Genomic DNA, 25,650 nt, shown 5'->3' on the forward strand with positions numbered 1-25,650 from the left:
GTCCCGCTATGTGAGACAAACTCATATAATTCAAGAACAACATGAGTCGAACAGTAATGCATATTGAATTCCGACACCTTCGTACGATCAAGGCGATCCATGATTGCGGTGGACTGGCGCGGGCTGCAGATCAATTGAACATTACCCAGTCTGCGTTAAGCCATCAGATCAAGGGGTTAGAGGATCAGGCCGGTGTTGAACTGTTCCTGCGCCGCTCGAAACCGATGAAGCTTTCGGCGGCGGGTGTACGCCTGTTGCGTCTGGCCGAACAGATCCTGCCGCAGGTTGAGGCAGCCCAGCACGAGTTTTCATCGCTTCGGGACGGGCGAACCGGGCGCATGCATATCGCAATCGAATGCCACGCCTGTTTCGAATGGCTGTTTCCGGTGCTGGAATCATTCCGGAAATTCTGGGCAGATGTCGACGTGGACATTCGCCCGGGCCTGGCCTTTGACGCGCTTCCGGCTTTGCAGAAAGAAGAGGTCGACCTGGTTGTTTCTTCCGACCCCGAGGACCTGCCGGGTGTCGAGTTCGTGGAACTGTTCGACTACAACGCGGTTTTCGTCGCTGCCTCGGCCCATCCGTTGGCGCAAAAGGAATTTATCGAGGCCGAGGATTTTCGCGGTCAGACCCTGATCACATATCCGGTCGAACGCACGCGGCTGGACGTGTTCAGCCAGTTGCTGATACCCGCCCGCGTGGAGCCTGCATCGATCCGTCAGGTGGAGCTGACTGCCGTCATCCTGCTGCTGGTGGCCTCAAACCGCGGTATTTCGGTTCTGCCGGACTGGGTCGTGCGCGAGGTCAAGTACAACTCGGACTACGTCACCCGGCCCCTGACCAGCGAAGGGATCACGCGCAGATTGTACGCGGCGGTCCGGTCAGAAGATCTGGAAAAACCGTTTGTGCAGGAACTGGTCAATCTGGCCCGGACCGAGGCACGCAGGCTTCAGGCGCAATAGGTCCAAGCCACGGCGCGAGCTGTGGGGCTGCTATGCGCATCAACCCTCTTGGCAACGGCGCAATGCATCAGTATACGCGCGGTTTGACCGGACAGGAGCCCATACACAATGGTTGGCAGTGCAAATCTCAACATCATGATCAAGGCCGCGCGCAAGGCGGGGCGTTCTTTGGTCAAGGATTTTCGTGAAGTCGAGAACCTGCAGGTGTCGATGAAGGGTGCCGGAGACTTTGTTTCCAAGGCCGATATTGCAGCCGAGGCGATCCTGAAAGAGGAACTGCTCGGCGCGCGTCCGACCTATGGCTGGCTGGCCGAAGAGGGCGGTTCGATCGACGGCGAAGATCCGACCCGTCGTTGGATTGTGGACCCACTGGACGGCACAACCAACTTTCTGCACGGCCTTCCGCACTGGGCGATTTCCATCGCGCTGGAACACAAGGGCAAGATTGTCGCCGGTGTGATCTACGATGCGGCCAAGGACGAGATGTTCTTTGCCGAAAAGGGCGAAGGCGCATGGATGAATGACCACCGTATCCGGGTTTCGGGCCGGCACCGCATGATCGAATCCGTGTTTTCTACGGGTCTGCCGTTTGGCGGGCGGTCGGATTTGCCCGCGACGTTGCAGGATTTGGCCCGGCTGATGCCGGTGTGCGCCGGCGTACGCCGCTGGGGTGCCGCTGCGCTGGACATGGCCTATGTCGCGGCTGGCCGGTACGAAGGGTTTTGGGAACGCCGCCTGAACGCCTGGGATTTGGCCGCAGGCATCATCATCGTGAAAGAAGCGGGTGGGCTGGTTCAGGCGCTGGACCCTGAGGGCGAAATTCTGTCCGACGGCGAAGTCATCTGCGCCAACGAGCCGATCTTTGACAGTTTCGCCAAGGTGATCCGGGGATAACGGAACATTCCCGCCACAGCGAAATTTTCGATGACGCGCCCCAATCAGGGCGCGTTTCTCGTTTCAGAAGTCGACTTCGATGGCGACGCCGTTTTCGATCGCAAGATCGACCACCGCGCTGGCGACGGCCAAATCCTGCAGTCCCACACCTGTACCATCGAATAACGTGACCTCTTCTGCCGAGGTGCGGCCCGGATGCGTGCCGTTGATGACCTCGCCGATCTGACGAATGTCTTTTTCGGATTTTGCCCCAGCCGCGACCGCGTGCTGGCACTCACCCAGCGTCACCGCCTGCGCGACTTCGTCCGTGAAGACACTGGCGCGAATGATCAGATCCGTTTCCACTTCCTGTTTCCCAACCGTGTCGGTGCCCATGCACGCGACATGCGTGCCATCCGACACATGTTGCGACAGTAGTGAAGGCGCGAAGGACGACGTGATGGTGATGATCACATCCGCTTCGGTCAGACCCGGCAGGTCCACGGCCTCGAACGGCAATCCCGCGTCTTCGGCAACCTTGGCGAGATTGGGCAGCATTTCGGGATGCATGTTCCAGCCGATGACCTTTTCAAACTTGCGCTGTTCCAGCGCCGCCCGCAGTTGAAAGGCAGCCTGATGCCCTGCGCCAACCATGCCGATCACCTTGGCATCCTTCCGGGCCAGATGGTTGATCGACACGGACGAGGCCGCTGCGGTTCTGAGGGCTGTCAGCAGATTGCCACCAACCATTGCCTTGGCCCGTCCGGTATCCGGGTCGAACAGGAAAACGGTGGACTGATGGTTGATCACACCGTGCGTTTCCAGATTGTTGGGCCAGTATCCCCCGGCCTTCAGGCCCAATGTCATACCTGCCCGGTCAAATCCGCCTTTGAACCCGTATAGCGCATCCGCATGGCCAATGGCTTCGCGCACAACCGGAAAGTTGTAGGCATCCCCAGACGCCATCGCGGCAAATACCTGTTCGACAGCCGCATAGCTTTCCTTTCGGCCCATCAGGGCTCCGATTTCCTTTTCGGGAACGATATACATCGTTTGCGCCTTTCCTGAATGTTGGCGGAGAACGTAGCAAACGGGGCAGATTGCAAACTGCCCCGTCTGTCAGATTGGATACCGGTCAGTAGGCCTTGCCACGGGCAGAAACCGGCCACAGCGTTTCAACCTTGCCGTCGCGCACACCAACATACCAGTCATGGACATTGGCCGTCGGGTCGCAATGGCCAGGCACCAGCCGCAGTTTGTCATTCACCTTCAGCGCTCCGCCGGGATCGGAAATCACCCCGTGTTCATCCGAGCATTTGATGTATTCCACATCGTCGCGCCCATAGATAAAGGGCAGCCCGCTATCGACTGACTGGGCCTTGAGACCTGCATCGCAGATCGCCTTGTCGGCTTTGGCATGGCTCATCACGCTGGTCAGGATGAAGAACGCGTTCTCCCATTCCCCCTGATCGATCCGATTGCCGTCCTTGTCGAGGATCCGGCCATAGTCGGCATCCATGAAGGCGTAGGACCCACACTGAAGTTCATTGTAAACGCCAGAATTGGATTCGAAGTAGTAAGACCCCGTGCCACCGCCCGAAACCAGTTCAGGTTCCAGTCCGACGGCCTTCAGCCCCTGCACCGCATCCGCCACCATGGCGATTGCAACATCGAGCTTGGCTTTGCGATCGTCAAAACTGTCCATGTGCTGCATTGCGCCCTGATAGGCCTGAATGCCCAGAAACTTAAGGTTGTCAGCGGCATCAACGGCTTGCGCAATCGCAACCACATCCGCTGTTGTCGTCACACCGCAGCGCCCCGCACCGCAGTCGATTTCGACAAAAACACTCAGTTCCGTTCCGTGCCGCACTGCCGCGGCGGACAGATCGGCGACGTTGTCGATGTCATCCACACAGACGATGACGTGGGCGTCATATTTTGGCAGTCGCGCCAGCCTGTCGATCTTGGCCGGGTCGCGCACCTGATTTGACACCAGAATGTCCTTGATGCCGCCGCGGGCAAACACCTCGGCCTCGGACACTTTCTGGCAGCACACGCCAACCGCGCCGCCGAGCTCTTCCTGCAGTTTGGCAACGTCCACCGATTTGTGCATCTTGCCATGCACCCGGTGGCGCATCCCGTGTGCCTTGGCATAGTCGCCCATCTTGCGGATGTTCCGCTCCAGCGCGTCAAGGTCCAGGATCAGGCAGGGGGTCTGGATTTCGCTTTCATCCATGCCAATGGCGGCGGGGACGTCAAAGCCAACTTCCAGTTCGTCCATGTTCAAAGGTTTGTTCATTGTCATCCTCCTTACCCTGCCAGCCAGGGAAGCTTGTCCAGATCCACATTTCCGCCGGTAATGATCACCCCGACGCGTTTGCCCCGGAACACTTCGGGGTTTTTGAGAATGGTCGCCAGCGGCACCGCCGACGAAGGTTCCATCACCACGCGCAGGTACTTCCACGTCAGTTTCATCGCATCGACGATCTCATCCTCGGTCGCGGTGAAAATGTCGGTCACGTGGTTTGAAACGAAATGCCATGTGTTTTCTTTAAGGGGCACCAGCAGGCCGTCGGCCACCGTCTTGGGCGCGTCATCTGCAATGATCCGACCGGCTTTGAACGAGCGATATGCGTCATCCGCCTGTTCCGGTTCAGCCGCGTAAATCGCGGTTTCCGGGGCCAGGTTGGAGACGGTCAGGCAAGTCCCCGACACCATGCCGCCGCCGCCGATCGGGGCAATGACGGCATCCACGCCATCCGTCTGTTCCAGCAATTCCGCCGAACATGTCGCTTGACCCGCAATGACGCGAGGATCGTTATAGGGATGCACGAACTCGCCACCGGTTCGGGCCTGTACTTCGGCAAACGTTGCTTCGCGGGACGAAGTCGACGGTTCGCATTCGGTGATCGTACCGCCATAGCGGCGCACCGCGTCCTTTTTGGCCTGCGGTGCAGTGCGGGGCATGACCACGTTGCACGGAATGCCTCGCCGGCCTGCCGCGTAGGACAGGGACAGGGCGTGGTTGCCACTGGAATGCGTGCAGACGCCGTTGGTTGCCTTCTCGTCGCTCAGCCCGAAGACGGCGTTGCACGCACCGCGTACCTTGAAGGCTCCGGCTTCCTGAAAGTTCTCGCATTTGAAGTACAACTGCGCACCGGTGAGGTCATCCAGATATTCCGAACGCATGACCGGAGTGCGGCGGATATGGGGTTTGATCCGCTCATGCGCCGCGCGCATGTCGGCGATGGTCAGATCGGCTGCGGTGACTTGATCCAGCAACTTCGCCTCCTACGCTGCAGCCTGAGCATGGCCGGACGGACCACTGCGATAGTAATCCTGTGCCGCGACAACACCGCTGCCCAGTTTGATGGGGTAGTTCAGATCGGCCATGGCCATCTCGATCGTGGCGAGGCCAGACAGAACCATAACGTCGGTCAGCGATCCCAGATGCCCGATACGGAACGCCTTGCCGTTCAGTTGCCCCAGACCAACTCCGAACGAGACACCATAGGCGTTGAAGGCGTGGTCGGTCAGGGCGTTACTGTCGAACCCATCCGGAACATAAACCGCGCTGACGGTATCCGAAAACAGATCCGGGCTTTGCGCCACCAGCTTCAGCCCCCACGCATCCACGGCCCGGCGAACGCCCTCGGCCAGACGGAAATGGCGGGCGTAGACATTTTCGAGCCCTTCTTCGAACAACATTTTCAGGCTTTCCCGCATACCGTAGATCAGTTGCAGGGGCGGGGTATATGGAAAGCCGCCGGATGCGTTGGCCGCAAGCATGTCGCGGAAGTCAAAAAAGGTGCGCGGCAGTTTCGCGGATTGCATCGCCTCCAGAGCCTTGGGACTGGCGCACAGGATCGCCATTCCGGTTGCCAGCATGAACCCCTTTTGCGAGCCCGACACGGCGATATCGACTCCCCATTGATCAAATTCGAACGGCATCGAGGCAAGCGAGCTGACGCAATCGACCATCAAAAGCGCCGGATGGCCGACCGCCTCCATAGCATTGCGAACTGCAGCGATGTCCGAGCGCACACCGGTCGCCGTTTCGTTGTGAGTGACAAGTACCGCTCGGATTTCGTGGTCCGTGTCTGCAGCCAGGGCGGATTGGAACTGATCCGCCGGGGCGCCGCTGCCCCAGGCGCATTCAATGACCTGCACGTCCAGCCCGTGCCGTTCGCACATGTCGATCCAGCGGTGGCTGAAAACGCCATAGCGCGCGACCAGAACCTTGTCGCCGGGGCTGAGCGTGTTGGTTATCGACGCTTCCCACCCTCCGGTTCCGCTGGCCGGGAATGTGATGATCTTGCCTTCGGTGGTGCCGAACACCTTCTTTGTGTCCTCCAGCACGGGGGCAAAGGTTTCGACGAAATCCGGCGCACGGTGATCCTGTGTCTGAACATGCATGGCCAGACGCAGACGATCGGGGATGTTGGTCGGGCCGGGTATGAAGACCGGATTCTGGTTTGACATGACTGAGTCCTCCGCTTTGTCAGAATTGTGACTGCGCAGGCGTCAGCTTGCAATTTTCTTGAAAAATATTTTCATTTTTGCAATTAAATATGTAATACCCTGAAATTATGAGTTTTTCAGTTTCTCAAATTTGTAAGCCGGAATATGGCCTGAAAATTTCCAATCTATGGCCAGGCGAAATTGCGAACAGGAAACAGAAATGAAAAATCAAAAACGACCACGCGGCAGACCAAAATCCCTGTTCAAGGAAAGTTCGGCCGGGACCATGCAATCGCTGGACCGGGCGCTGGGCGTTCTGAGCGCGGTTGCCCGTTTCGAACGTGCGGCCCTCAGCGATCTGGCCCGTGAAATCGATGTGCCCACGGCTACGACACACAGGATTCTGACGACCCTGCAAAAGCACGGCTATGTGACTTTTGACGATGAGCGGCAGGAATGGATGATCGGGATCGAAGCCTACCGGACCGGCGCATCCTTTTTGCGGCGCAACAGTGTTTTGGAGATCGGCCGCCCCATTTTGCGCCGTCTCATGCAGGACAGTGGGGAAACGGCCAATCTGGCGGTACCGGATGGCGCCGAGGTGGTCTTTGTCGGGCAGGTTGAAACATCGAACCCGATCCGCGCGTTCTTTCCGCCAGGGGCGCGAACACCTATGTATGCGTCAGGAACTGGCAAAGCCATACTGGCAGCCATGAAGGAAGCTTCCCTGCAAAAAGTCCTGCGCGGCACGGAACTGACCGCCTTCACCCAGCATACGCAGGTGCCCGAACCGCAGTTGTTGCTGGATTTGGCCAAAACGCGCAGGCGTGGCTGGTCGCTGGACAGGGAAGAACGGTATGAGGGCATGTCCTGCATCGGTGCCGCGATCTACAATGACCGGGGTGAACCCTGCGCGGGAATATCTGTCTCTGGCCCGTCGGTGCGGTTTGACGAAACACGTGCGCCGGAACTTGCAGACCTTGTGACAAAGGCCGCTGCTGAAATCACGTTCCTGAGCGGGGGGCGCACACCGGATCACTCCGATCTGTCAGACGGGTGATTGACGCCGTCGTTCCAAGGTATTGGCCCATGCGCGCGGGGATTGCCGCCTTCGATACAACCCAGATTGACGCCGCATTCGGCGGGGTCGGACCGGCGCTGGTGATACACGTAGATGCCGCAGGTCTTGCAGAAGTGATGCTTGGCCGTGTGCGTGCCCCAGGTGTACAGGCTGAGGTTCCCAGCACCCTTTAATACGCGCAGACTTTCGGTGGTCGCAGTGACCGCCGCTGCACCGCGCCGCAGGCAGAATGAGCAATCACAACGGGCGGCCGAGGATAGGCCTCCAGGAAACTCGGCCTCGATTTCGACTGCGCCGCAATGGCAGGTGGCTGTCATTCTGGTCATCTGCGAGGCACTTTCGGAATGCGGGATTGGGTCAGCTTGTACTTGTGTTCGGGGTGGGGCGGGTGGCCATGGGTCCGGTTCCAGAAACCGGGTCCGCCCCGGCGCAGCCAAACCGGAATGCACAGCACCAATCCGACCACAAAGCCGCCGGTATGCGCCCAGTAGGCGACACCACCCTCATCAGGATTGCTGGCCAGGCTACCCAAAAACTGCATCCCAAGCCAGATGCCCAGCATGATAAAGGCAGGAATGGTGAAGACACGGAAATAGATGATCAGGATCAGAAGAACATCGACCCGCGCTTTGGGGAACAGCAAGAGGTAACCGCCCATGACACCGGCAATGGCGCCAGAGGCTCCGATGGTCGGCACGATGGAGTCTGGCGCGGTCAGGACATGAATCAGGCCTGCTCCGATGCCCGACAGTACATAGAATAGCAGAAAGGGCAGGTGGCCCATCTCGTCTTCCAGATTGTCGCCGAAGATCCACAGAAACAGCATGTTCCCCGCCAGATGCATCCAGCCGCCGTGCAAGAACATCGAGGTCACCAGGGTTTCAAAGCTGAACCCGTCCGTGATGCGCGCGGGGATGACTGCATAGTTGTAGTAAAGCTGGTTGATCAGTCGCGCGTTGTCCATAACGCCGACATAGCTGAGGAAAATCAGGATATTGGCCGCCATCAGAATATAGACGACATACGGCGTGCGCCCCGAAGGGTTATGATCTCGGATCGGAAACATGGGGCGACGCTGGGCTTTTCCCGGCCCAGCGTCAAGACATGCTTACGCCGCACCCCCCAAAAGGGCCGCGTTTCCTCCGGCGGCGGTTGTATCGACGCAGACGTGGCGCTCTCCCAACACGCGGGCGCGGTCGGGCAAGCCCGGGATCAGGGGCAGGATCGGACCGTCCCGTCGCGCCAGAAGGCGCTCGATTTGCCGGGCGGTTTCTTCGTCACCCCACCACAACACGCCCGAAATCCCGGTCAGGTTTTCGATCCGGTGCAGGTCCAGGTTGCCGGTTGCGCAGATGGCGGTGCCGCCAAGGGCCTTTACAGCCTCCGCCTGTGCCTGAGTGGCGTCTTCACCGGGTCCCATGCACAGCAGGGGCGCGCGGGGTGTTTCGCTCAGGCGGTTGGATTCGCCGGTCGGGCCGGGCAAGGAGCGTGTCCGAGTTGGCGCGGCCTGTCCTTCGGGTTTGGGCAGCGTTGTCATGATTGAGTCCCATTGACCCGGGCGCTTCTGTCTGTCCGGCGCGCAGAATCGCGCCATGTAGTTTGGCCCGCCCGCCTTGGGGCCGGTACCGGATAGCCCTTCTCCACCGAATGGTTGCGAGCCGACAATCGCGCCGATCTGGTTGCGATTGACGTAGATGTTTCCGGCATGCACGGCCTCGGTCACGTGTTGAACACGGTCGTCAATCCGGGTGTGCAGGCCAAATGTCAGACCATAGCCGGTCGCGTTGATATCCGCGATCACCTGATCGATTTCGGCGGCTTTAAAGCGGGCGACGTGCAGAACGGGTCCAAAGATCTCGCGCTCCAGTGCGGCTATGCCTGACACTTCGATCAGGGTCGGAGCAACAAATGTGCCTTCGGGCGGAAGGGGCATTTCTTTCAATACACGGCCGTCGGCGCGGGCGCGGGCCACATGATCGGCGATACCCTGCCGCGCGGTTTCATCGATCACCGGGCCGCTGTCAGTCGAAATCAGCCACGGATCGTCCAATTGCAGGGCATTCATGGCACCCTTGAGCATTTTCAGAAGGTCGTCGGCGATATCTTCCTGTACATAGAGACAGCGCAAGGCCGAGCACCTCTGGCCAGCGGACTGAAACGCGCTTTCAATGATGGATTGTACGGCCTGTTCCGGAAGCGCGGTGCTGTCGACGATCATCGCATTCAAACCGCCGGTTTCCGCAATCAGCGGCGTGCCCGGGCGCAGGTTTTCTGCCATGGCGGCGCGGATTTTCAGTGCCGTCGCAGTCGAGCCGGTAAAGGCCACTCCGGATACCCGCGGGTCAGAGGTGAGAGCTGTGCCAACCAACGGCCCACCCGGCAGCAATTGCAGGGTATCGCGGGGCACACCGGCCTCGTGCAGCAATTGCACGGCCCGATGGGCGATCAGCGGTGTTTGCGGTGCAGGCTTGGCCAGAACGGCGTTGCCGGTCGCCAGCGCCGCCGAAATCTGACCCGAGAAAATCGCCAGCGGAAAATTCCACGGACTGATGCAGGTAAAGGTTCCGGCCGGTTTGGCATCGGGAATGTTGGCCGCATAGTAGCGCAGGAAATCGACAGCTTCGCGCAGCTCGGCTACCGCGTCGGGCAGGGTCTTACCGGCTTCCCGCGCCAGCAGGGCAAACAGTTCCCCGAAGTTTTGTTCATAAAGATCCGCAGCCCTGTTCAGGGTTTCCCGGCGCTCGGAAGCAGGGGCCTGCCACGGCGCCGCTGAGGCAAGGGCCAGTTCGACATCGTCTGCGCTGGCGGGAGCAACCGCTCCTGGCCGGTCCATCGGTTGCGCCGGGTTAATGACCGGCTCATCCATTTCGGGCGCAGCGTTGTCGGACAGCAGGGGCCGTGCGTACCAGTGATGGGCCCGGAACCTGTCCCTTGCGGCGTCGATCCTGTCCAGCGTGGGCGTGTGATGCAGGTCGAACCCAACCGAGTTTTTTCGCTCGGGCTGGAACAGATCGGGACCGGTGGTCAGCGGCGTGACAGCGTGTTCAATGGATCCGAACGGGTCGGCTGCAACTTCTTCCGGGGGGACGTCCTCATCCACAATCTGGTTCACAAAGGACGAGTTCGCACCGTTCTCCAGCAACCGCCGCACCAGATAGGCCAACAGATCGCGATGCGCGCCAACCGGGGCGTAGATACGGCAGCACGTGTTGCTTTTGTCCTTGACGATCCGGTGCAGGGTTTCGCCCATGCCGTGCAGGCGCTGGAACTCGTACGGCTGGTCGTCGGCCATATGCAGAATCGCACTGACGGTGTGGGCATTATGCGTGGCAAACTGCGGATAAATCCTGTCCGTCATGCCGAGAAGCTTCCGGGCGTTGGCAATGTACGAGACGTCGGTTGCGGCTTTGCGAGTAAAGACGGGGAACCCGTTCATGCCCTCGACCTGAGCCCGCTTGATCTCGGTATCCCAATAGGCGCCTTTTACCAGCCGCACCATCAGTTTGCGGTCGTGACGTTCGGCCATTTCATAAAGCGTATCCAGAACCAGCCCGGCGCGGGGGCCGTAGGCCTGAACAACGATGCCGAAGCCGTCCCAACCCGCCAATGCGGGTTCAGACATGACAGCCTCAATCACTTGCAGCGACAAGGACAGGCGGTCTGCTTCTTCCGCGTCCACGTTCAGACCCATCCCCGCGGCTTTGGCCAGCAATGCCAGCGCGCGCAAGCGGGGAACGAGTTCATCCATCACCCGCTGTTCCTGCGCCAGTTCATAGCGCGGATGCAGAGCGGACAGTTTCACTGAAATGCCGGGGTTGGCACGGATGTCGTCATGGGTGCAGGCATCGGAAATCGCGGTGATCGCGCGGGAATAGGACAGGTGATAACGCGCCGCATCCGCCTCGGTCCGGGCGGCTTCGCCAAGCATGTCATAGGAATATGTGTAGCCCTTCGTCTCCATCCCTTTGGCGCGCGACATGGCCGACTGAATGGTTTCGCCCAGAACGAACTGGCGCCCCATTTCTTTCATCGCACGTCCGACTGCGGTTCGGATCACCGGTTCCCCCAGCCGCTTGATTGCACTGCGCAGCACACCCACGGGCGAGGCCTTGTCTTCATCCAGCACTTTGCCCGTCAGCATCAGCGCCCAGGTCGACGCATTAACCAGCGAGGACGAGGAGTGGCCCAGATGCTTGCCCCAGTCCGACGGTGCGATCTTGTCTTCGATCAGCGCATCGATCGTGTCGGCATCCGGGACGCGCAACAGAGCTTCGGCCAGACACATAAGCGCGATGCCCTCATCCGTGGACAGGCCGTATTCGGCCAGAAACACCTCCATCATGCCCGGCGATGTGCTTGATCGGATATCACGCACCAATTGCGCCGCCGCCGCGCATATGGCGTTTCGGTCGGTAACCGTCAGGTTTGCCTGTTCGGTCAGGCGTTCCAGTACGGTGTCCTGATCGGCATAAGTTTGGCTGTCGATGACAGAGCGCAGGTTGTGTGACATCTTTCCTCCGGGCTTTTGATGAGTATACCGTCGAAATTTCGGGACAATCGCCTGATTATGGGAAATACTTGGGTAAATGGACCGTATTTTCGGGTGATTGCGATGCAAAAAGACTTTTTGGATATTGATCCGTTCGATCAGTCAATTCTGACGATTCTGGCAGAGGACGGACGGGTATCCGTCGCGGACTTGGCGCGGCGGATCGGATTGTCGAAATCGCCGACACAGGCGCGGCTGAAACGGCTTGAGGCTGAAGGCATCATCACGGGCTATCGCGCCCTGCTGGATCCTATCCGCCTTGGACTGGATCATGTTGCGTTCGTCGAGGTACGCATGTCCGACACGCGAGAAAAGGCATTGGCCGAGTTCAACGCGGCGGTGCGTCGGGTGGCCGAGATCGAGCAGGCGCATATGATCGCCTCGAACTTTGACTACCTTCTCAAAGTCCGCACAGGGTCCATGTCTGAATACCGGGCGGTTCTGGCGGAAAAGATCTCGTCTCTGCCACACGTGGCGAATACATCGACTTTTGTTGCGATGGAGGCCGTGAAGGAAACCGGATTGTCAGGGGCCATCGAAAGGATCGGTTGACGAAATCCCGGGATGCACCATCATTGGCAGATGAAACTTCATGCCCTGCCTCTGATTGCCGTACTGGCCGCTTCGGTTGCCAACGCTGAAGAATGTCCGCCAGCGCCCGATCACGTCGAAGACGTCGACCTGCTGATCTCGCAGGTTCAACAGGCACCAAGCGAACAGGCCGCGCGTGAGATTTCTGGCCTGATGTGGGAGTTGTGGCGGGATGCGCCCGATGAAGATGCACAAGCCATGCTGGACAGCGGCATGGCGCGCATCCAACGTCGCGATCTGTCAGGCGCGATACAGGAATTTGATCGGTTGATTGATTATTGCCCATCCTACGCCGAAGGCTACAATCAACGGGCTTTCGCAAATTATCTGCGTTCCAATTTCAAGGCGGCCCTGGTTGACCTTGACCGGGCAATCGAGCTTTCGCCCAACCATGTCGCGGCGATCAGCGGCCGGGCGCTGACACTGCTTGGGTTACACAGAATAGATCAGGCGCGTGAAGCGCTTGATGAGGCGCTGGTTCTAAATCCGTGGCTGGCCGAGCGTCATCTGGCCGGGCCGGGCGGACCGCTGGAACCCCCGGGCGAGGATATCTGACAATTGGTCATCCTGTGAAAAATGTTTGGGGCGGCTTGAGAAACTGAATGCCCCGGTAACCTTCTTCGATGCGTATGGGACAAGGCCGTTGCGAATAGCACCGATTGCTATAATCGGCGGTTATCCGAACACGTTGTTGGCACCGCGCGTCACCGCAGGCGCATTCCGTCGCTGTCAAACCGATAGGCTTTATCCGGAGAGAACGACAGGTGCAGTTCTTCCCCTTCCGATATGGCATGTTGGCCGAACAACCGGGCTGTCACCGAATGCTCATGCACTTTTGCAATGACATTCGTATCGCCGCCCAACTTTTCAACGTGGCTCACGCGCGCGGCCAAGGGACCACCGTCGGACAGGAACAGGTCTTCGGGACGGATGCCGATGGTGTTCTGCCCTTCGCCATGGACCAGATCTTCCGGCAGGAAATTCATCGAGGGTGAGCCCAGAAAGCCAGCAACGAACTGGTTGGCCGGGTTATTGTACAATTCCATCGGGCTACCGATCTGTTCGACCCGACCGTCGCGCAGAACGACGATCTTGTCGGCCAGCGTCATGGCCTCGGTCTGATCATGGGTCACGTAGATCATCGATGCATCCAGAGCGCGATGCAGGTTGGCGATCTCGATCCTAGTGTTCATGCGAAGCGCGGCGTCCAGGTTCGAAAGCGGTTCGTCAAACAGAAACAGCTTGGGTTCGCGGACGATCGCCCGGCCGATGGCGACACGTTGCCGTTGGCCACCTGACAGTTCAGACGGAAAACGATCCAGATACGGCTCAAGGTTCAGCATCCGGCTGGCATTGGCGACGCGTTCCTCGATCACCGCTTTGGGCTGTTTTTCCTGTTTCAGCGCCAGCGTCATGTTTCCGCGCACGCTGAGGTGAGGGTAGAGCGCATAGCTCTGAAACACCATCGCGATCCCGCGTTTGGAGGGCGGAACAAGGTTGACCTCATGGCCACCGATACTGATTTCGCCCGAGGATGCATCCTCGAGCCCTGCAATCACACGCAGCAAGGTTGATTTGCCACAACCTGATGGGCCGACGAAGACGACAAATTCACCTTCTTCAACTTCAAGCGTGATGTCTTTCAGGACATGCACATTGCCAAATGATTTGTTTACATTGGTCAGGGTCAGAGCGGTCATTGTGCGGGCTCCTCAAGGGAAACGGGTTGGCCGGTCCGGATGCTTTCATCCGCGGCCAGACAGATGGCGAGCGACTGTACGGCGTCGGTCATATGGCGGGTCAGGTCGATGTCTTCGGCAATGGCGCGCAGCATATAGGCCTGTTCGGCGTCACAGAGCTCCTGATGGCCGGGTTCATCGGGCATTTCGATTGTGCGGTCTCCCTCCGGCGTGTGGACCAGCAGCCCGCCGACTTTCGTATGGCCATCGATATCGGCGGAAGCGCCCTTGTTGCCGTCCGTGATCGAAACGGACCCTTTGGGGGAAACGATATCTTTCACAAAGAACGCGGTTTCGGACATCATCGGGCCCCAGCCCGCTTCGTACCAGCCGACCGATCCATCGTCGAAGATCACCTGAAACTGACCGTAATTGTACATGTCAGGCGCGATCTCATCGGACAGGCGCAAGCCCATGCCATGCACGCGGACAGGGCGCGCGTCAGTGATCTGGCACATCACGTCGACATAGTGCACGCCGCAGTCAACGATGGGCGAGGTGGTCTGCATCAACGCCTTGTGCGTCTCCCATTCTGCGCCCGAAGATTGCTGGTTCAGGTTCAGGCGAAACACATAAGGCCCGCCCAGATCACGCGCCTCGGCAATCAGTCGCATCCATGAAGGGTGGTGGCGCAGGATATACCCGACGACCAGTTTGCGGTTCAGTCGAGTGGCGGTTTCAACCACGCGCCGCGCGTCAGCGACGTTGGTGGCAAGAGGCTTTTCAACGAACACATGCGCACCGGCTTCCATCGCCGCGCAGGCGTAGTCGGCATGACTGTCCGAGTAGGTGGCGACCACCACCAGATCCGGTTTTATTTCGGCCAGCGCCGCTGCGAAGTCCGAATAAGCCGGATAACCGGCAAGCTCGGGGTGATCCACACGGCCGGACCGGTTCACCAAACCGACGATCTGGGCGTCGGGATGGTGGTGGTGAGCCAGCGCGTGGCTCAGCCCCATATTGCCAAGGCCTGCAATCAGAACACGGGTCATTTGACAGCTCCGGATGTAATGCCGCGGATCAACTGGCGTGAGAAGATGACGTACAGGATCAGCACCGGCAGGATCGCCATGGACAGCGCCGACAGAACAGCGTTCCAGTCGGTGACGAACTGGCCGATGAAGACCTGGCTGCCCAGCGTCAGCGTTTTGGTTTCTTCAGCTGGGGCAAGGATCAGCGGGAACCAGAGGTCGTTCCAGATCGGGATCATGTTGAACACGGCCACGGTTGCCATGGCAGGGCGGACGAGGGGCAGCACCAGCCGGAAGAAGATCGTGTACTCCGACAGCCCGTCGATGCGGCCGGCATTCTTCAGGTCATCGCTGACCTGTCGCATGAACTCGGACAGGATAAACACCGCCAACGGCAAACCTTGCGCTGTATAGACAAGGATCAGGGCCCAGAGGCTGTTCACCAGCCCTGTTGCCACCATCATCTCAAGGATAGCGACGGTGCCGATGCGGATCGGGATCATGATCCCAAGCGCCAGGTACAGGCCCATCACCAGGTTGCCCTTGAACTGGTATTCGGACAGCGCATAGGCCGCCATGGCGCCGAACAGTAGGATGAAGAACAGCGATGCCACGGTGACGATCATCGAATTCTGGAAATAAAGGAAGAAATCCCCCTGCTTCATCACCGTCTCATAGCCGATCATCGAAAAGCTTTCCGAATTCGGCAAAGCCAGCGGTTCGCGAAAGATGGCGCGGCGGGATTTGAAGCTGTTGATCAGGATCACGAAGACCGGGAACAGTGCAATCAACGTGTAGAGGATCAGCGCGCCGTGCATGGCGTACATATTGAGGGGGTTATGACGTGCCTTGTTCATCGCTTGACCCTCACAGTTGATACCGGCGCATCCGGGTCTGGATGCCGAACAGGTAGATGCAGACACCGACGAGGATGATGGCGAACATCGCACCGGCTATCGCGGACCCCATATGCGGATCGCCCAATTGCAATTGGAAGCCGAAGAAGGTGCGGTACATGAATGTGCCCAGAATGTCGGTCGAAAAATCGGGGCCAGCCAATGCACCTTGGGCTGCATAGATCAGGTCAAACGCGTTGAAATTGCCTACGAAGGTCAGGATCGAGATAATCCCGATCGACGGCAGGATCAGCGGCAGTTTGATTTTCCAGAATGCGGCGGCACCGGTGATGCCATCGATCTCTCCAGCCTCGAGAATTTCTTCCGGAATGGTCAGTAGGGCGGCATAGATCAGCATCATCGGGATGCCCACGAATTGCCAGACCGAGATCAGCGCCAGCGTGGTCAACGCGTATTCCTCTTTCCCCAGCCACGGTGCGTAAAGAGACTTGAGGCCGATGGCGTCCAACATGGACGGTGCGATGCCCCAGATCGGGGACAGGATAAGCTTCCACGCGAACCCGACGATCACGAAGCTCAGGATCGTAGGGATGAAAATCGCTGACCGGTAAAGCGCAGCAAACCGCAGGCGCGGGTGGCTGAGCAGGGCAGCCAGCGCGATCCCGATGGGGTTCTGCACCAGCATGTGGATCAGGAAGAACCAGAAATTGTTGCCCAATGCGTTCCAGAACTGTTCAGACCATATGGGGTCGAAAAACAGCGTTTGGAAATTCTGCAATCCAACGAAGACGCGGCTCTGATCGATTTCGGTGTAAAGCGCCAGACGCAGCGTGTTGAACAGCGGAAAGATCATCACTGCGGTGTAAACCAGCACGGCGGGTGCAAGAAAAACAACGATATGCCAGCGGAAGCGGGGGCGGTTCATCGGACTGCTTTCAATGGAGTGTCGGGTATACCCGGGCGATCATCGCCGCCCGGGTAAGGTTGAGACCAGACTTACTGGTGCGGCGCGTACCAGGAGGACAGACCCTCCTGCAGTTCTGCGCCCAGTTCCTCGGGGGTGCTGGTGCCTTTGATGGCGGCGACCGATGCGCCCCAGGTTTCGTTTTCAAGGTTCGGCGTGCCGCGCGACAGGATTTGATAGGTCGAGCGGATGGTCGATTCACACTCGTCGCGCCAGCCGACGAATTCCTTGGCCAGCGGGTCCTGCAGTTCTACCGGAGTATTGGACAGCGGGAAGAAGCCGGGCACGGCGTTGCCGAAAATCTCGGCGAACTCGGGGCTTGCGACCCAGGCGAGGAAGGTTTCTGCCGCTTCGGGATGCTCGGTGGCAGCATTCATGCCAATGCCGATATCGGTGTGGTCCGAGATGTAGCAGGTATCGCCCGCATTTTGGACCGGGGGCTTGAACGCGCCCATTTCGAAATCCGCCTGCGAGTTGAAACCGGCAATCTCCCACGAACCGGCAGGGTAGATCGCAGCGCGGCCCAGCGTGAAGATATTCTGGCTGTCAGGATAGGTCTGCGCCTCATACCCGTCACCCAGATACTGGCTCCAACGTGCCAGAGTGGCGTAAGGGGCCGTCCACGGCTCATCGGTCAGTTTCTGTTCGCCCGCGATCAGGGCTTGTCGGCCTTCTTCGCCTTTCCAATAGTTCGGACCGATGTTGTTATAGCCCATCGTGGCGGCTTCCCACTGGTCGTTGGTGCCCATCGCCATCGGGATGTAGCTGCCGTCTTCCTTGATCTTGTCGAGCGCGGCAAAGAATTCATCTTCTGTGGTCGGGACTTCAATACCCAGTTCGGCAAATGCATCCTTGTTGTAGATGAAACCATGGATCACCGACGCCATCGGAACGCAGAAGCTGGCCGAGCCGTCATCCGTCTGCCACGCGGACTTGGCCACGTCCGAGAAGTTGCTCATCGCTTCGACCGAGGACAGATCGGTCAGGTGACCAGCTTCGTACAGGGCCAGAGAAGCGTCGAAAGGACGGCAGGTGATCAGATCTCCGGCCGAACCTGCATCGAGCTTCGAGTTAAGAACCGCGTTGTATTCTGCCGGGGCCGACGGGGTGAATTGCAGTTTGATGCCCGGGTTTGCGGCCTCGAACGCCGGAATGATCTGCTCTTGCCACAAAGTCAGGTCGTCATTGCGCCAGCTTTCGATGGTCAGCGTCACATCCTCGGCCATGGCGCCGGTCGCGGCCAGTGTCGAGCCGAGCAAGGCCAGTTTCAGACTTCTATAAGTCATTTCTCTCTCCCAGTTGGTTAGCAGTCATGTGTCCTGCGCCAGTGCGGCGCTCAGGTTTCCATTTGCATTGCGCAGTCGCGCGGTTGCTTCGAGTAAGGTCAGGTCAAGCGCCGCGATCAGAATGGCGGGTTTTACCTCGCCTTTTGCAATCGCCAGCGCCCGGTTGGCCGTTTCGCTGTGGACGTGGGCGATGCGGCAAACGATGCCGGTGGCCCGGGCGCGCAGCTTGTCATTGTCGGCGTGCAAGTTGACCATCATGCCGTCGTGAACATGACCCAGTTCCAGCGCCATCAGCGTGGACAGCATGTTCAGGGCGATCTTCTGCGCGGTTCCGGCCCCCATGCGGGTCGAACCCGAAACCAGTTCGGGCGGTGTTGCCAGCAGGATCGGAATGTCGGCCTTCTGCAAAAGTGGGCTGCCGGCATTGTTGGCAATACCGATCACGCAGGCGCCGCGCGCGCGGGCAATCTCGATGGCTGCCACCGTATAGGCGGTTGAGCCGCTGGCTGAGACCGCGATGACCGTGTCACGCTTGCCTAACGCGCTGAAAGCCTGGTCAAGCCCGTCCTGCAGATCCTCGGCGTCACCGGGCATTTCCACCCCGGTTGGAAGGCCACCGGCCATATGAATGCGCAGTTGGTTGGACGGTATCGAAAAGGTTCCGCCCAGTTCCTGCGCGTCTGCTGCGGCCATCAGGCCGGAAGATCCGGCGGCGGTGTAATGCAGAACTCCACCTGCCTGAATCGTCCCTGCCATTGCGTGCGCACCCTTTGCGATCGCGTCGGCCGCGTCACGTACGGATTGCGCCGCCGCTATCTGGCCCTCGGCCAGCAGCAATGCCGAGGCGGAAAGGTCGCCCGAATCCAGGTTGGCGGCAGCGCTGTGCACTTGTTCTGTTGATGGCAGCGTCAAAGGATTCCCCCTGTTGATCGGTTTACAATACCTATTTAATACCAATTGTCCAACACTTTATTTTCTTCATGATTTCCCGGCGCTTGGTGCGATAATTGGCGATATTTTGTTGATTTCGGTCTAATTCAGTCTTTCAAAAAGCTTAAAGGTATTATAATGGTATTGTCATGACTGAGTCCCTTGCAGATGCTGTTTTGGCCGTGGATGGTGGTGGAACGCGATGCCGCGTTGCCTGCGCCATTGCGGGCAGTGTCTGTCAGGTTGAAGCTGGCTCTGCGAATGTTTCAACGGATTTTAATGGTGCCGTGGGTCAGATTCGGGCCGGGCTTGACGCGTTGGCGGGAAAGCTTGGCGTTGATCCCCGTTCGATGATCGGCCTGCCTGCGTTTGTCGGCCTCGCCGGTGTGACAGATGCCGCTTTGGCACAAAGACTTAAAGATGCGGTGGGGTTTGCCTGCGCGCGTGTCGAAGACGACAGGCCTGCTGCGGTTCGGGGCGCGCTGGGCGCGCAGGATGGCGTCGTGGTCCATTGCGGAACCGGTTCGTTTCTGGCGTCGCAGCGGAGCCGCGTCATGCGGTTCGCAGGTGGCTGGGGCCCCGTTCTTGGTGACGAGGCATCGGCGCAATGGGTCGGCCGGCAAGCATTGTCCCGAGCGCTGAGCGCACTTGATGGCGTTCATCCCCGGTCCGACCTGACGCGAAGCCTGTTGTCCGATCTTGGGGGGGCGCCCGGTATCGTGCAGTTTGCCGGCAGGGCCACACCATTTCAGTTCGGCGAACTCGCGCCCCAGGTCACAAAAGCTGCCGGAAACGGCGACGTCGTCGCCGTGCGGATCATGCGGGCAGGGGCGGGTTATGTCGTGGAAACCGCCGGTCAATTGGGCTGGCAAAGCGGCGTTACGATTTGCCTGACCGGCGGTATTGCAAAGCACTATGCCGATTATCTGCCGCCGGATATGCAATCCTGCATTCGCCCGCCATTGGGAGAGCCTTTGGCAGGGGCGCTAGAACTGGCGAGGGAGGTTCAGCATGAGTATCACTGATTTCCTGCGCCCCGATGCGTGGCTGGGCCGCGACAACGGTCCCCGTTATGTGCAACTGCGACGCAGATTGCAGGAAGGTGTCGATACGGGCGTGCTGCCGCCGGGCTCTTCGCTGCCTTCCGAGCGGGAACTGGTTGAAATAACAGATCTTTCGCGCGTGACCATCCGAAAGGCTATTCAGGAGCTGGTGCAAGAGGGTGTCATCGAGCAAAGGCAGGGCTCGGGTTCGTTCATTCGCCAGCGATTGCCCCGTGTCGAGCAGTCGCTGACGCATCTGACATCCTTCACCGAGGATATGGCCAGCCGGGGCATGCAAACCACCTCGAAATGGCTTGAGCGCGGAGTGTTCGAGCCGTCTGCCGAGGAAGTGAACGCCCTGAACCTGTCCGAGGGCGAGCAGATTTCCCGTATCTATCGCCTGCGCGAGGCCGATGGCCGACCGCTGGCGTTGGAACGGGCAGCCTTGCCGCTGGACATCCTGCCCAACCCGATCGAGGTGACCACATCCCTGTATGAAGTGCTCGACGATCTGGGGCATCGCCCGGTTCGTGCGGTGCAGAAGATTTCAGCCCTTAACCTGGCGGTGCGCGAAGCGGATTTGCTGGCTGTTCCCGAAGGGGCGGCAGGGCTGAACATAGAACGCATATCATTTCTGAAAAATGGACGGGTCGCGGAACTGACCCGATCCCTCTATCGCGGTGACGCCTACGACTTCGTAGCCGAATTGCGGTTGTAACACGGAAAGGCCGGTACTCTCATGTCCGCAGAAACCACAAAAATGCGCCGGGAGATTCTGGAAATCCCCGACGCGGTCGAACGGCTGCTGTCTCAGGGCGCGGCCCAGATTCAGACGGCGGCCCAACTGGCGCGCGATGCCGATCCGCGTTTTCTGGTGTCAGTGGCGCGCGGTTCGTCCGATCATGTCTGCACTTATCTGAAATACGCCAGCGAGCTACTGCTGGGTTTGCCGGTGGCCTCGGTCGGACCTTCCGTCAGCTCAATTTATGGCGTTGATCTGAAAGCAGACGGAACGCTGTGCCTGTCGGTCTCCCAGTCGGGTCAAAGCCCGGATATTGTCGGAATGACCCGATCGCTCAAGGCGTCAGGCGCGCTTACAATGGCGATCACCAACAACACAGAATCGCGCCTGGCCGAGGTGGCGGACGCGGTGTTGCCGATTCACGCGGGCCCCGAGCTGAGCGTGGCGGCCACCAAGACATTTGTGACATCGCTTGTTGCCGGGCTGTGGCTGCTGGCCGAGTTCAAGGGCGATGGTGCGCTGTTGCGCGCCATTCACGCGCTGCCAGATCATCTGGCCGCCGCCGCGCGATGTGACTGGTCTGCCGCAGCCGCGGCCATCGACGGGCGGTCGCTTTTTACTCTTGGCCGCGGACCCTCGCTGGCGATCTCCAACGAAGCGGCCCTCAAGATCAAGGAAACCTGCCAGATCCACGCCGAAAGCTACTCGGCCGCCGAGGTGCTGCATGGGCCTGTCTCCATTGTCGACGAGGGGTTCCCAACAATTGTGTTTGCCGCCCGCGACGCCGCCGAGCAAAATGCGGCCGAAGCCGCCGATGCATTGGCTGAAAAAGGAGCGACCGTGTTTGCAGCGACGGACAAGGTCAAACGGGCCAAACCCTTGCCGGTTGTGCGCACCGATCACTGGCTGACAGATCCGATAACAGCGATCACGGCCTTTTATGGCATGGTGGAAGCCGTAGCTGACAATCGCGGAATTGATCCCGATACCCCGCGACACCTGAAGAAAGTGACCGAGACGGTATGAGCGCCAGCGCGATAACATTCAGAAACGGAAAAATATTTGACGGTACGCATTTGCTGAGCGATCGGCCGGTGCGGCTCGTCGATGGGAACCTGACTATTCTTGGGCGCGAATCGGATGCATCCGGTGAAGGGGTCATCGTTGATCTGGGCGGAGATATCCTGAGCCCCGGATATGTCGACCTTCAGGTCAACGGCGGGGACGGGGTGATGTTCAATGACGACCCCTCCGTCGAAACTCTTGGCCGGATAGCTGCGGCACACAAGCGGCTTGGTGTGTCGCATCTGTTGCCGACGCTGATCACCGACACGGCAGAGAAGACGGCGGCTGCCATCGAGGCCGCCGTTCAGGCGATCCGGGCAGGCGTTCCCGGCATTGCCGGCCTTCATCTGGAAGGGCCGCACCTGTCGGTTGCCCGAAAAGGGGCGCATGACGCTTCTTTGATCCGGTCCATGGGGGATGCGGACCTTGATGCGCTGATCAGGGCGGCCGAGTTGCTGCCATGCCTGAAAGTGACGCTCGCCCCCGAGGCAGTGACACTGGAACAGGTCATGGAACTTAAGCAGGTCGGCGCATTGTTGTCGCTGGGCCATAGCGATGCGGATTTCGAAACCTGCCAGCGCTATGCCAAAGCTGGGGCATCTTGCGTCACTCATCTGTTCAACGCGATGAGCCAGATGGGCAATCGCGAGCCTGGCCTTGTTGGCACAGCTTTGGCCAATGGGGGTTTGTCTGCAGGTCTGATCGCCGACGGTATCCACGTGCATCCCGAAGTGATGCGGACCGCCTGGGCTGCCAAAACCGGACCCGGCCGGATCTTTCTTGTCAGTGATGCAATGGCTGTGGCTGGAACGGATCAAACCGAATTCAAACTGGAGGGGCGTCGCATTACGCGCACAGATGGGCGGCTGACCCTTGGCGATGGAACTTTGGCTGGCGCCGATCTGGATTTGACGACCGCTGTCAGAACCCTGGTTGAACAGGTCGGTGTGCCCTTGCAGGACGCTCTTGTGGCCGCGACTACAACACCTGCACGGAAAATCGGGTTGCCGCCTGCGCCCTTGCAGGCGGACACAATGATCCGGATATCTTCTGACCTGAAATCCTGCGCGTGGTTGTCCAAAAGCCTGCCCTCTGCCTGAGGCAGGTTTTTTGATTTTCACCCGGCGAACTGCGCTTGACGCGGTCTGATGCATCGCTTAAACCGCCACCTGCTGAGCGGGCGTCGTATACTGGCTATTACCTCAGCCTTCCAAGCTGATGAAGCGGGTTCGATTCCCGCCGCCCGCTCCAAAAAATCACCTTAAACCGCTGCAAAATAACAAAATAAAAATGGGGCAACTTTCGCTGCCCCACATTCTGCCCCACACTTGGCCATTAGTACCTGCGGTTCTAGGCCGCTTTACCTTCGATCAGGGTTTCCAGATCCGCGACCTTCACCATATTGACGCCAGTCCCCGATGAATGGCCAATTTTCCGTTTTTCCCGGAGCGCAAGATCGGTTGATCCGCTTGGCATGGTGTATAGAAAATTCACTCATTCTCCAGGGCGGACCCCTTAGCTACTTTCGCCCATTCGAGCCAAGCTTTTCGCTGTTCGGGGGAAAGGGCACGGAATGCCTCGAGGAGAAGCGCCTCGTCGTCTTTGTCGGGTGCGCTGAAATCTACAAGCTCAGTTGGCTCCACATCAAGGGCTTCGGCAATAATAGCCTGCTTCTTGGTGGTGAGTGGACGTGTCCCCTTTTCTAATTGCGCCAAATAAGAACGAGATAAATCAACCTTCACTGCAAGTTCGTCCTGAGTAAGTCCTTTGGCTTTCCGGATTTCTTTTATGCGTATTTTCATGATCGATCTTTGGAGCCATTGTGGAGCCCGCATTGGGGTCTCTATCGGGTTAGCTGCGCTGTGAACGCATCTGCCTCGGAGCCTGTCAATTGGGCCTTGCGGGTGGTTGCGTAGTATAGCTTGAGAACTGCAGGTTCGACGAACTTTGTTAGGGGATGGTCCGTTAGATGAGTGTTATTTCCACTCTTTGCTGCATTGGTGGATCACAAGCTCAGGGCTAGACACATTCTCTAACAAAGATCTTTTCCATGCGTGTTCTCCTTGGTCTCATTCATAGAGTAAGCATGTCGCATAGTGCAACATCAAAGTGAACATTGTGACAAATTAATGTGATGCAGCGCAGGAGCCAGCACAGGAGCCAAGAAGAATCCAGATAAACTATTGATAAAATGTGCAATATTCACACTGGGAGCCAAGTCGGAGCCATGACGGGAGCCAAACAGGAGCCACTAAAGTAACAAGTAAACAATTACCTTGATGCTGATGATGGGGATTTTCTGATCACAATTTGTTGCTTAATGCAGATTTTGGACCTATCCTGCGGGGGATTTTGAGGCGCAAGAGGCACCGCCCCTAGAATGAGCAGCACAACCGACAATCCAGCCTTGGCAGACACAACCTGGCTCGATCAATTCGACCTCAACCCGCGTCAGCGGGCCTTTGTGCTTGCCTACATCGCTGATCCGAACGCGAAAAAGGCTGCAATCGACGCCGGATATGCAGAAGGATCAGCAGAGGCCCAAGGTTCGCGGTTGTTAAGCAATGTTAAGGTTGCCCGCGCCATCGCTGAGGGCCGCAAACAGGTCGAGAGCAAGGCCATGCTCGACGCAGAGGGCATTGTGAACCTCTGGACGCAAATCGCCCTCGCAGATCCAAACGAACTGACACAGCACATCATCGCGCCCTGCCGCTACTGCTACGGCATCGATCACCAGTACCAGTGGAAAACAGAACGAGAGTTCACCGAGCGCAAGGCAACCGTGATCTTCTCGATGTTCCATGACGACAAAGAGCGTGACGTTGCCATGTCTGGCGAAATAGACGACCCGCGCATCCCTGACGACGCTGGTGGCTACGGTTATCGCCTCACAGATCCGCCAAACCCGGCCTGTCCTGAGTGTTCCGGCATGGGGATCGAAGTCACCCGCATGGCCGACACACGCAATCTCAGCCCCGCAGCGCGCCTCCTGTTCGATGGCGTGAACGAAACCAAGCAGGGCGTTGAAATCAAGATGCAGGACTGTGCCAAGGCGCTTGAGAACATCGCCAAGCACTACGGCATGTTCGCAGGCAAGGTCGATGCAGAGGAAGTCAGCCCGCTCGACCGCCTCGTTCAACGCATGATGAGCAGCGCCAACGCAGTGCCCGTCAATCCCGGCAGCGAAAGTGCTGGTGCGCTTTCCATCACAGGCCGTTGCTGGTGAAATAGATGGTACCGCTGAGAACCTTGCGGTCGTAGCGCCCAGAAACGCCGCGTAGCTTCGAAAAAATGTTCTTGATGCGGTTGAGACGCTCGTGGTCGAGCCAGAACAGATGCGATATGGAGTATCCTCCTGTCGCCTTTGAACCACGATAGCGCAGTTGACGGAATCGACCGAGTAATGACCGCTCTGCATGAGAACCCGTCATCCGATAGAAACCGTCTTATGACGGCAGGGAGCCCAAATTGGTCTTTCGATTTTCACAGCCGCGTAGTTGCCGCAGTTCGTGGCAACTCAGATTTTCGATGCCGTG

At 58.8% G+C, this 25,650-nt stretch carries 26 protein-coding genes and 1 tRNA gene; 11 read left to right on the top strand and 16 right to left on the bottom strand.

Annotated elements, in window-relative coordinates; translation table 11 throughout:
* Positions 1-56: 56 nt before the first annotated feature.
* Both AC2FIR_RS16630 and AC2FIR_RS16635 read left to right on the top strand, forming a co-directional pair.
* Positions 57-962 carry a LysR family transcriptional regulator gene (locus AC2FIR_RS16630; RefSeq protein WP_496762763.1) on the top strand — a complete coding sequence of 302 codons (906 nt, stop codon included), beginning with the start codon at positions 57-59 and terminating at the stop codon, positions 960-962.
* A 108-nt stretch (positions 963-1,070) separates the two neighbouring features.
* On the top strand, positions 1,071-1,856 hold the full coding sequence (locus AC2FIR_RS16635; RefSeq protein ID WP_170609715.1) for an inositol monophosphatase family protein: 786 nt from the start codon (positions 1,071-1,073) through the stop codon (positions 1,854-1,856).
* A gap of 63 nt (positions 1,857-1,919) precedes the next feature.
* Here AC2FIR_RS16635 and bhcD read toward each other — a convergent pair whose 3' ends face one another.
* The 4 genes from bhcD to bhcA form a co-directional block, all read right to left on the bottom strand.
* Complete coding sequence (gene bhcD, locus AC2FIR_RS16640; protein ID WP_496745600.1) at positions 1,920-2,885, bottom strand: iminosuccinate reductase BhcD; 966 nt, start codon at positions 2,883-2,885, stop codon at positions 1,920-1,922.
* An 85-nt stretch (positions 2,886-2,970) separates the two neighbouring features.
* Positions 2,971-4,134 carry a 3-hydroxy-D-aspartate aldolase BhcC gene (gene bhcC / locus AC2FIR_RS16645; RefSeq protein ID WP_170805253.1) on the bottom strand — a complete coding sequence of 388 codons (1,164 nt, stop codon included), beginning with the start codon at positions 4,132-4,134 and terminating at the stop codon, positions 2,971-2,973.
* 11 nt (positions 4,135-4,145) lie between these two features.
* Positions 4,146-5,117 carry a beta-hydroxyaspartate dehydratase BhcB gene (gene bhcB, locus AC2FIR_RS16650; RefSeq protein WP_496745597.1) on the bottom strand — a complete coding sequence of 324 codons (972 nt, stop codon included), beginning with the start codon at positions 5,115-5,117 and terminating at the stop codon, positions 4,146-4,148.
* A gap of 9 nt (positions 5,118-5,126) precedes the next feature.
* On the bottom strand, positions 5,127-6,317 hold the full coding sequence (gene bhcA, locus AC2FIR_RS16655) for an L-aspartate--glyoxylate aminotransferase BhcA (protein WP_496745595.1): 1,191 nt from the start codon (positions 6,315-6,317) through the stop codon (positions 5,127-5,129).
* Positions 6,318-6,516: 199 nt separating this feature from the next.
* Here bhcA and AC2FIR_RS16660 point away from each other — a divergent pair, with 199 nt between their 5' ends.
* Entirely contained in the window at positions 6,517-7,356 is an 840-nt protein-coding gene (locus tag AC2FIR_RS16660; protein ID WP_496745593.1) for an IclR family transcriptional regulator, read from the top strand.
* Here the strand turns inward: AC2FIR_RS16660 and AC2FIR_RS16665 are convergent.
* Genes AC2FIR_RS16665 through putA form a run of 3 tightly spaced genes read right to left on the bottom strand, consistent with a single transcriptional unit; the run spans position 7,332 to position 11,887 of the window.
* A complete protein-coding gene (locus tag AC2FIR_RS16665) occupies positions 7,332-7,703 on the bottom strand; it encodes a GFA family protein (RefSeq protein ID WP_496745592.1) in 372 nt (123 codons plus the stop codon). The two genes, AC2FIR_RS16660 and AC2FIR_RS16665, sit on opposite strands and share 25 nt — an antisense overlap.
* Entirely contained in the window at positions 7,700-8,443 is a 744-nt protein-coding gene (locus tag AC2FIR_RS16670; protein ID WP_496745590.1) for a rhomboid family intramembrane serine protease, read from the bottom strand. The genes AC2FIR_RS16665 and AC2FIR_RS16670 overlap by 4 nt, the downstream gene beginning before the upstream one ends.
* Before the next feature lie 42 nt (positions 8,444-8,485).
* Positions 8,486-11,887, bottom strand: coding sequence for a bifunctional proline dehydrogenase/L-glutamate gamma-semialdehyde dehydrogenase PutA (putA, locus tag AC2FIR_RS16675; protein WP_496762766.1), 3,402 nt, complete (start codon positions 11,885-11,887; stop codon positions 8,486-8,488).
* 102 nt (positions 11,888-11,989) lie between these two features.
* Here putA and AC2FIR_RS16680 point away from each other — a divergent pair, with 102 nt between their 5' ends.
* Positions 11,990-12,478, top strand: a complete 489-nt coding sequence (locus tag AC2FIR_RS16680; RefSeq protein WP_496745586.1) for an Lrp/AsnC family transcriptional regulator — start codon at positions 11,990-11,992, stop codon at positions 12,476-12,478.
* Between the two features lie 12 nt (positions 12,479-12,490).
* The gene (locus AC2FIR_RS16685; RefSeq protein ID WP_496716694.1) at positions 12,491-13,072 is read left to right on the top strand and encodes a tetratricopeptide repeat protein; all 582 of its coding nucleotides are present in this window, start codon (positions 12,491-12,493) and stop codon (positions 13,070-13,072) included.
* Between the two features lie 149 nt (positions 13,073-13,221).
* On the opposite strand, the gene AC2FIR_RS16690 is transcribed toward AC2FIR_RS16685, so the two are convergent.
* The 6 genes from AC2FIR_RS16690 to AC2FIR_RS16715 all read right to left on the bottom strand — a co-directional run bounded on the left by AC2FIR_RS16690 (position 13,222) and on the right by AC2FIR_RS16715 (position 19,246).
* The gene (locus AC2FIR_RS16690) at positions 13,222-14,217 is read right to left on the bottom strand and encodes an ABC transporter ATP-binding protein (protein ID WP_321251970.1); all 996 of its coding nucleotides are present in this window, start codon (positions 14,215-14,217) and stop codon (positions 13,222-13,224) included.
* Positions 14,214-15,248 carry a Gfo/Idh/MocA family protein gene (locus AC2FIR_RS16695; RefSeq protein WP_480908659.1) on the bottom strand — a complete coding sequence of 345 codons (1,035 nt, stop codon included), beginning with the start codon at positions 15,246-15,248 and terminating at the stop codon, positions 14,214-14,216. Before AC2FIR_RS16695 ends, AC2FIR_RS16690 begins: the two co-directional genes overlap by 4 nt.
* On the bottom strand, positions 15,245-16,084 hold the full coding sequence (locus AC2FIR_RS16700; protein WP_170682055.1) for a carbohydrate ABC transporter permease: 840 nt from the start codon (positions 16,082-16,084) through the stop codon (positions 15,245-15,247). The genes AC2FIR_RS16695 and AC2FIR_RS16700 overlap by 4 nt, the downstream gene beginning before the upstream one ends.
* A 10-nt stretch (positions 16,085-16,094) precedes the next feature.
* Positions 16,095-17,009 (bottom strand): carbohydrate ABC transporter permease, encoded by a 915-nt coding sequence (locus AC2FIR_RS16705; protein ID WP_170609749.1) that lies wholly within the window; start codon positions 17,007-17,009, stop codon positions 16,095-16,097.
* Positions 17,010-17,080: 71 nt separating this feature from the next.
* On the bottom strand, positions 17,081-18,334 hold the full coding sequence (locus tag AC2FIR_RS16710) for an ABC transporter substrate-binding protein (RefSeq protein ID WP_480914582.1): 1,254 nt from the start codon (positions 18,332-18,334) through the stop codon (positions 17,081-17,083).
* A 24-nt stretch (positions 18,335-18,358) separates the two neighbouring features.
* Positions 18,359-19,246: an N-acetylmuramic acid 6-phosphate etherase gene (locus AC2FIR_RS16715; protein ID WP_496762768.1), complete on the bottom strand. Its 888-nt coding sequence runs from the start codon at positions 19,244-19,246 to the stop codon at positions 18,359-18,361.
* Positions 19,247-19,413: 167 nt separating this feature from the next.
* Here AC2FIR_RS16715 and AC2FIR_RS16720 point away from each other — a divergent pair, with 167 nt between their 5' ends.
* The 5 genes from AC2FIR_RS16720 to AC2FIR_RS16740 all read left to right on the top strand — a co-directional run bounded on the left by AC2FIR_RS16720 (position 19,414) and on the right by AC2FIR_RS16740 (position 23,365).
* The gene (locus AC2FIR_RS16720; protein ID WP_496745580.1) at positions 19,414-20,289 is read left to right on the top strand and encodes a glucosamine kinase nucleotide-binding domain-containing protein; all 876 of its coding nucleotides are present in this window, start codon (positions 19,414-19,416) and stop codon (positions 20,287-20,289) included.
* Entirely contained in the window at positions 20,276-21,025 is a 750-nt protein-coding gene (locus AC2FIR_RS16725; protein WP_496762770.1) for a GntR family transcriptional regulator, read from the top strand. The genes AC2FIR_RS16720 and AC2FIR_RS16725 overlap by 14 nt, the downstream gene beginning before the upstream one ends.
* A gap of 21 nt (positions 21,026-21,046) precedes the next feature.
* Positions 21,047-22,075 (top strand): SIS domain-containing protein, encoded by a 1,029-nt coding sequence (locus tag AC2FIR_RS16730; protein WP_496745579.1) that lies wholly within the window; start codon positions 21,047-21,049, stop codon positions 22,073-22,075.
* Positions 22,072-23,214 (top strand): N-acetylglucosamine-6-phosphate deacetylase, encoded by a 1,143-nt coding sequence (gene nagA / locus AC2FIR_RS16735; RefSeq protein WP_496745577.1) that lies wholly within the window; start codon positions 22,072-22,074, stop codon positions 23,212-23,214. Before AC2FIR_RS16730 ends, nagA begins: the two co-directional genes overlap by 4 nt.
* A 76-nt stretch (positions 23,215-23,290) precedes the next feature.
* Positions 23,291-23,365 (top strand) — tRNA-Gly (locus AC2FIR_RS16740).
* 99 nt (positions 23,366-23,464) lie between these two features.
* Here the strand turns inward: AC2FIR_RS16740 and AC2FIR_RS16745 are convergent.
* Positions 23,465-23,608: a hypothetical protein gene (locus AC2FIR_RS16745; protein ID WP_496762772.1), complete on the bottom strand. Its 144-nt coding sequence runs from the start codon at positions 23,606-23,608 to the stop codon at positions 23,465-23,467.
* Entirely contained in the window at positions 23,605-23,916 is a 312-nt protein-coding gene (locus AC2FIR_RS16750) for a helix-turn-helix domain-containing protein (RefSeq protein WP_496762775.1), read from the bottom strand. The genes AC2FIR_RS16745 and AC2FIR_RS16750 overlap by 4 nt, the downstream gene beginning before the upstream one ends.
* A 578-nt stretch (positions 23,917-24,494) precedes the next feature.
* On the opposite strand from AC2FIR_RS16750, the gene AC2FIR_RS16755 reads away from it, so the two are divergent.
* Entirely contained in the window at positions 24,495-25,340 is an 846-nt protein-coding gene (locus AC2FIR_RS16755) for a terminase small subunit (protein WP_496762777.1), read from the top strand.
* On the opposite strand, the gene AC2FIR_RS16760 is transcribed toward AC2FIR_RS16755, so the two are convergent.
* A complete protein-coding gene (locus AC2FIR_RS16760) occupies positions 25,321-25,545 on the bottom strand; it encodes a hypothetical protein (RefSeq protein WP_496762779.1) in 225 nt (74 codons plus the stop codon). The two genes, AC2FIR_RS16755 and AC2FIR_RS16760, sit on opposite strands and share 20 nt — an antisense overlap.
* Between the last annotated feature and the right edge of the window lie 105 nt (positions 25,546-25,650).

The sequence above is a fragment of the Ruegeria sp. CDSB136 genome (assembly GCF_059610965.1).

Excerpts from the sequence above, each read along its gene's own strand:
- nagA (WP_496745577.1), top strand. The coding sequence starts at position 22,072 with ATGAGCGCCAGCGCGATAACATTCAGAAACGGAAAAATATTTGACGGT.
- putA (WP_496762766.1), bottom strand. The coding sequence starts at position 11,887 with ATGTCACACAACCTGCGCTCTGTCATCGACAGCCAAACTTATGCCGAT.
- AC2FIR_RS16660 (WP_496745593.1), top strand. The coding sequence starts at position 6,517 with ATGAAAAATCAAAAACGACCACGCGGCAGACCAAAATCCCTGTTCAAG.
- AC2FIR_RS16665 (WP_496745592.1), bottom strand. The coding sequence starts at position 7,703 with ATGACCAGAATGACAGCCACCTGCCATTGCGGCGCAGTCGAAATCGAG.
- AC2FIR_RS16670 (WP_496745590.1), bottom strand. The coding sequence starts at position 8,443 with ATGTTTCCGATCCGAGATCATAACCCTTCGGGGCGCACGCCGTATGTC.
- AC2FIR_RS16755 (WP_496762777.1), top strand. The coding sequence starts at position 24,495 with ATGAGCAGCACAACCGACAATCCAGCCTTGGCAGACACAACCTGGCTC.
- AC2FIR_RS16695 (WP_480908659.1), bottom strand. The coding sequence starts at position 15,248 with ATGACCCGTGTTCTGATTGCAGGCCTTGGCAATATGGGGCTGAGCCAC.
- AC2FIR_RS16635 (WP_170609715.1), top strand. The coding sequence starts at position 1,071 with ATGGTTGGCAGTGCAAATCTCAACATCATGATCAAGGCCGCGCGCAAG.
- AC2FIR_RS16760 (WP_496762779.1), bottom strand. The coding sequence starts at position 25,545 with ATGACGGGTTCTCATGCAGAGCGGTCATTACTCGGTCGATTCCGTCAA.
- bhcA (WP_496745595.1), bottom strand. The coding sequence starts at position 6,317 with ATGTCAAACCAGAATCCGGTCTTCATACCCGGCCCGACCAACATCCCC.
- AC2FIR_RS16720 (WP_496745580.1), top strand. The coding sequence starts at position 19,414 with ATGACTGAGTCCCTTGCAGATGCTGTTTTGGCCGTGGATGGTGGTGGA.
- AC2FIR_RS16725 (WP_496762770.1), top strand. The coding sequence starts at position 20,276 with ATGAGTATCACTGATTTCCTGCGCCCCGATGCGTGGCTGGGCCGCGAC.
- AC2FIR_RS16685 (WP_496716694.1), top strand. The coding sequence starts at position 12,491 with ATGCACCATCATTGGCAGATGAAACTTCATGCCCTGCCTCTGATTGCC.
- AC2FIR_RS16730 (WP_496745579.1), top strand. The coding sequence starts at position 21,047 with ATGTCCGCAGAAACCACAAAAATGCGCCGGGAGATTCTGGAAATCCCC.
- AC2FIR_RS16705 (WP_170609749.1), bottom strand. The coding sequence starts at position 17,009 with ATGAACCGCCCCCGCTTCCGCTGGCATATCGTTGTTTTTCTTGCACCC.
- AC2FIR_RS16750 (WP_496762775.1), bottom strand. The coding sequence starts at position 23,916 with ATGAAAATACGCATAAAAGAAATCCGGAAAGCCAAAGGACTTACTCAG.
- AC2FIR_RS16700 (WP_170682055.1), bottom strand. The coding sequence starts at position 16,084 with ATGAACAAGGCACGTCATAACCCCCTCAATATGTACGCCATGCACGGC.
- AC2FIR_RS16710 (WP_480914582.1), bottom strand. The coding sequence starts at position 18,334 with ATGACTTATAGAAGTCTGAAACTGGCCTTGCTCGGCTCGACACTGGCC.
- AC2FIR_RS16680 (WP_496745586.1), top strand. The coding sequence starts at position 11,990 with ATGCAAAAAGACTTTTTGGATATTGATCCGTTCGATCAGTCAATTCTG.
- AC2FIR_RS16630 (WP_496762763.1), top strand. The coding sequence starts at position 57 with ATGCATATTGAATTCCGACACCTTCGTACGATCAAGGCGATCCATGAT.
- bhcD (WP_496745600.1), bottom strand. The coding sequence starts at position 2,885 with ATGTATATCGTTCCCGAAAAGGAAATCGGAGCCCTGATGGGCCGAAAG.
- bhcC (WP_170805253.1), bottom strand. The coding sequence starts at position 4,134 with ATGAACAAACCTTTGAACATGGACGAACTGGAAGTTGGCTTTGACGTC.
- AC2FIR_RS16690 (WP_321251970.1), bottom strand. The coding sequence starts at position 14,217 with ATGACCGCTCTGACCCTGACCAATGTAAACAAATCATTTGGCAATGTG.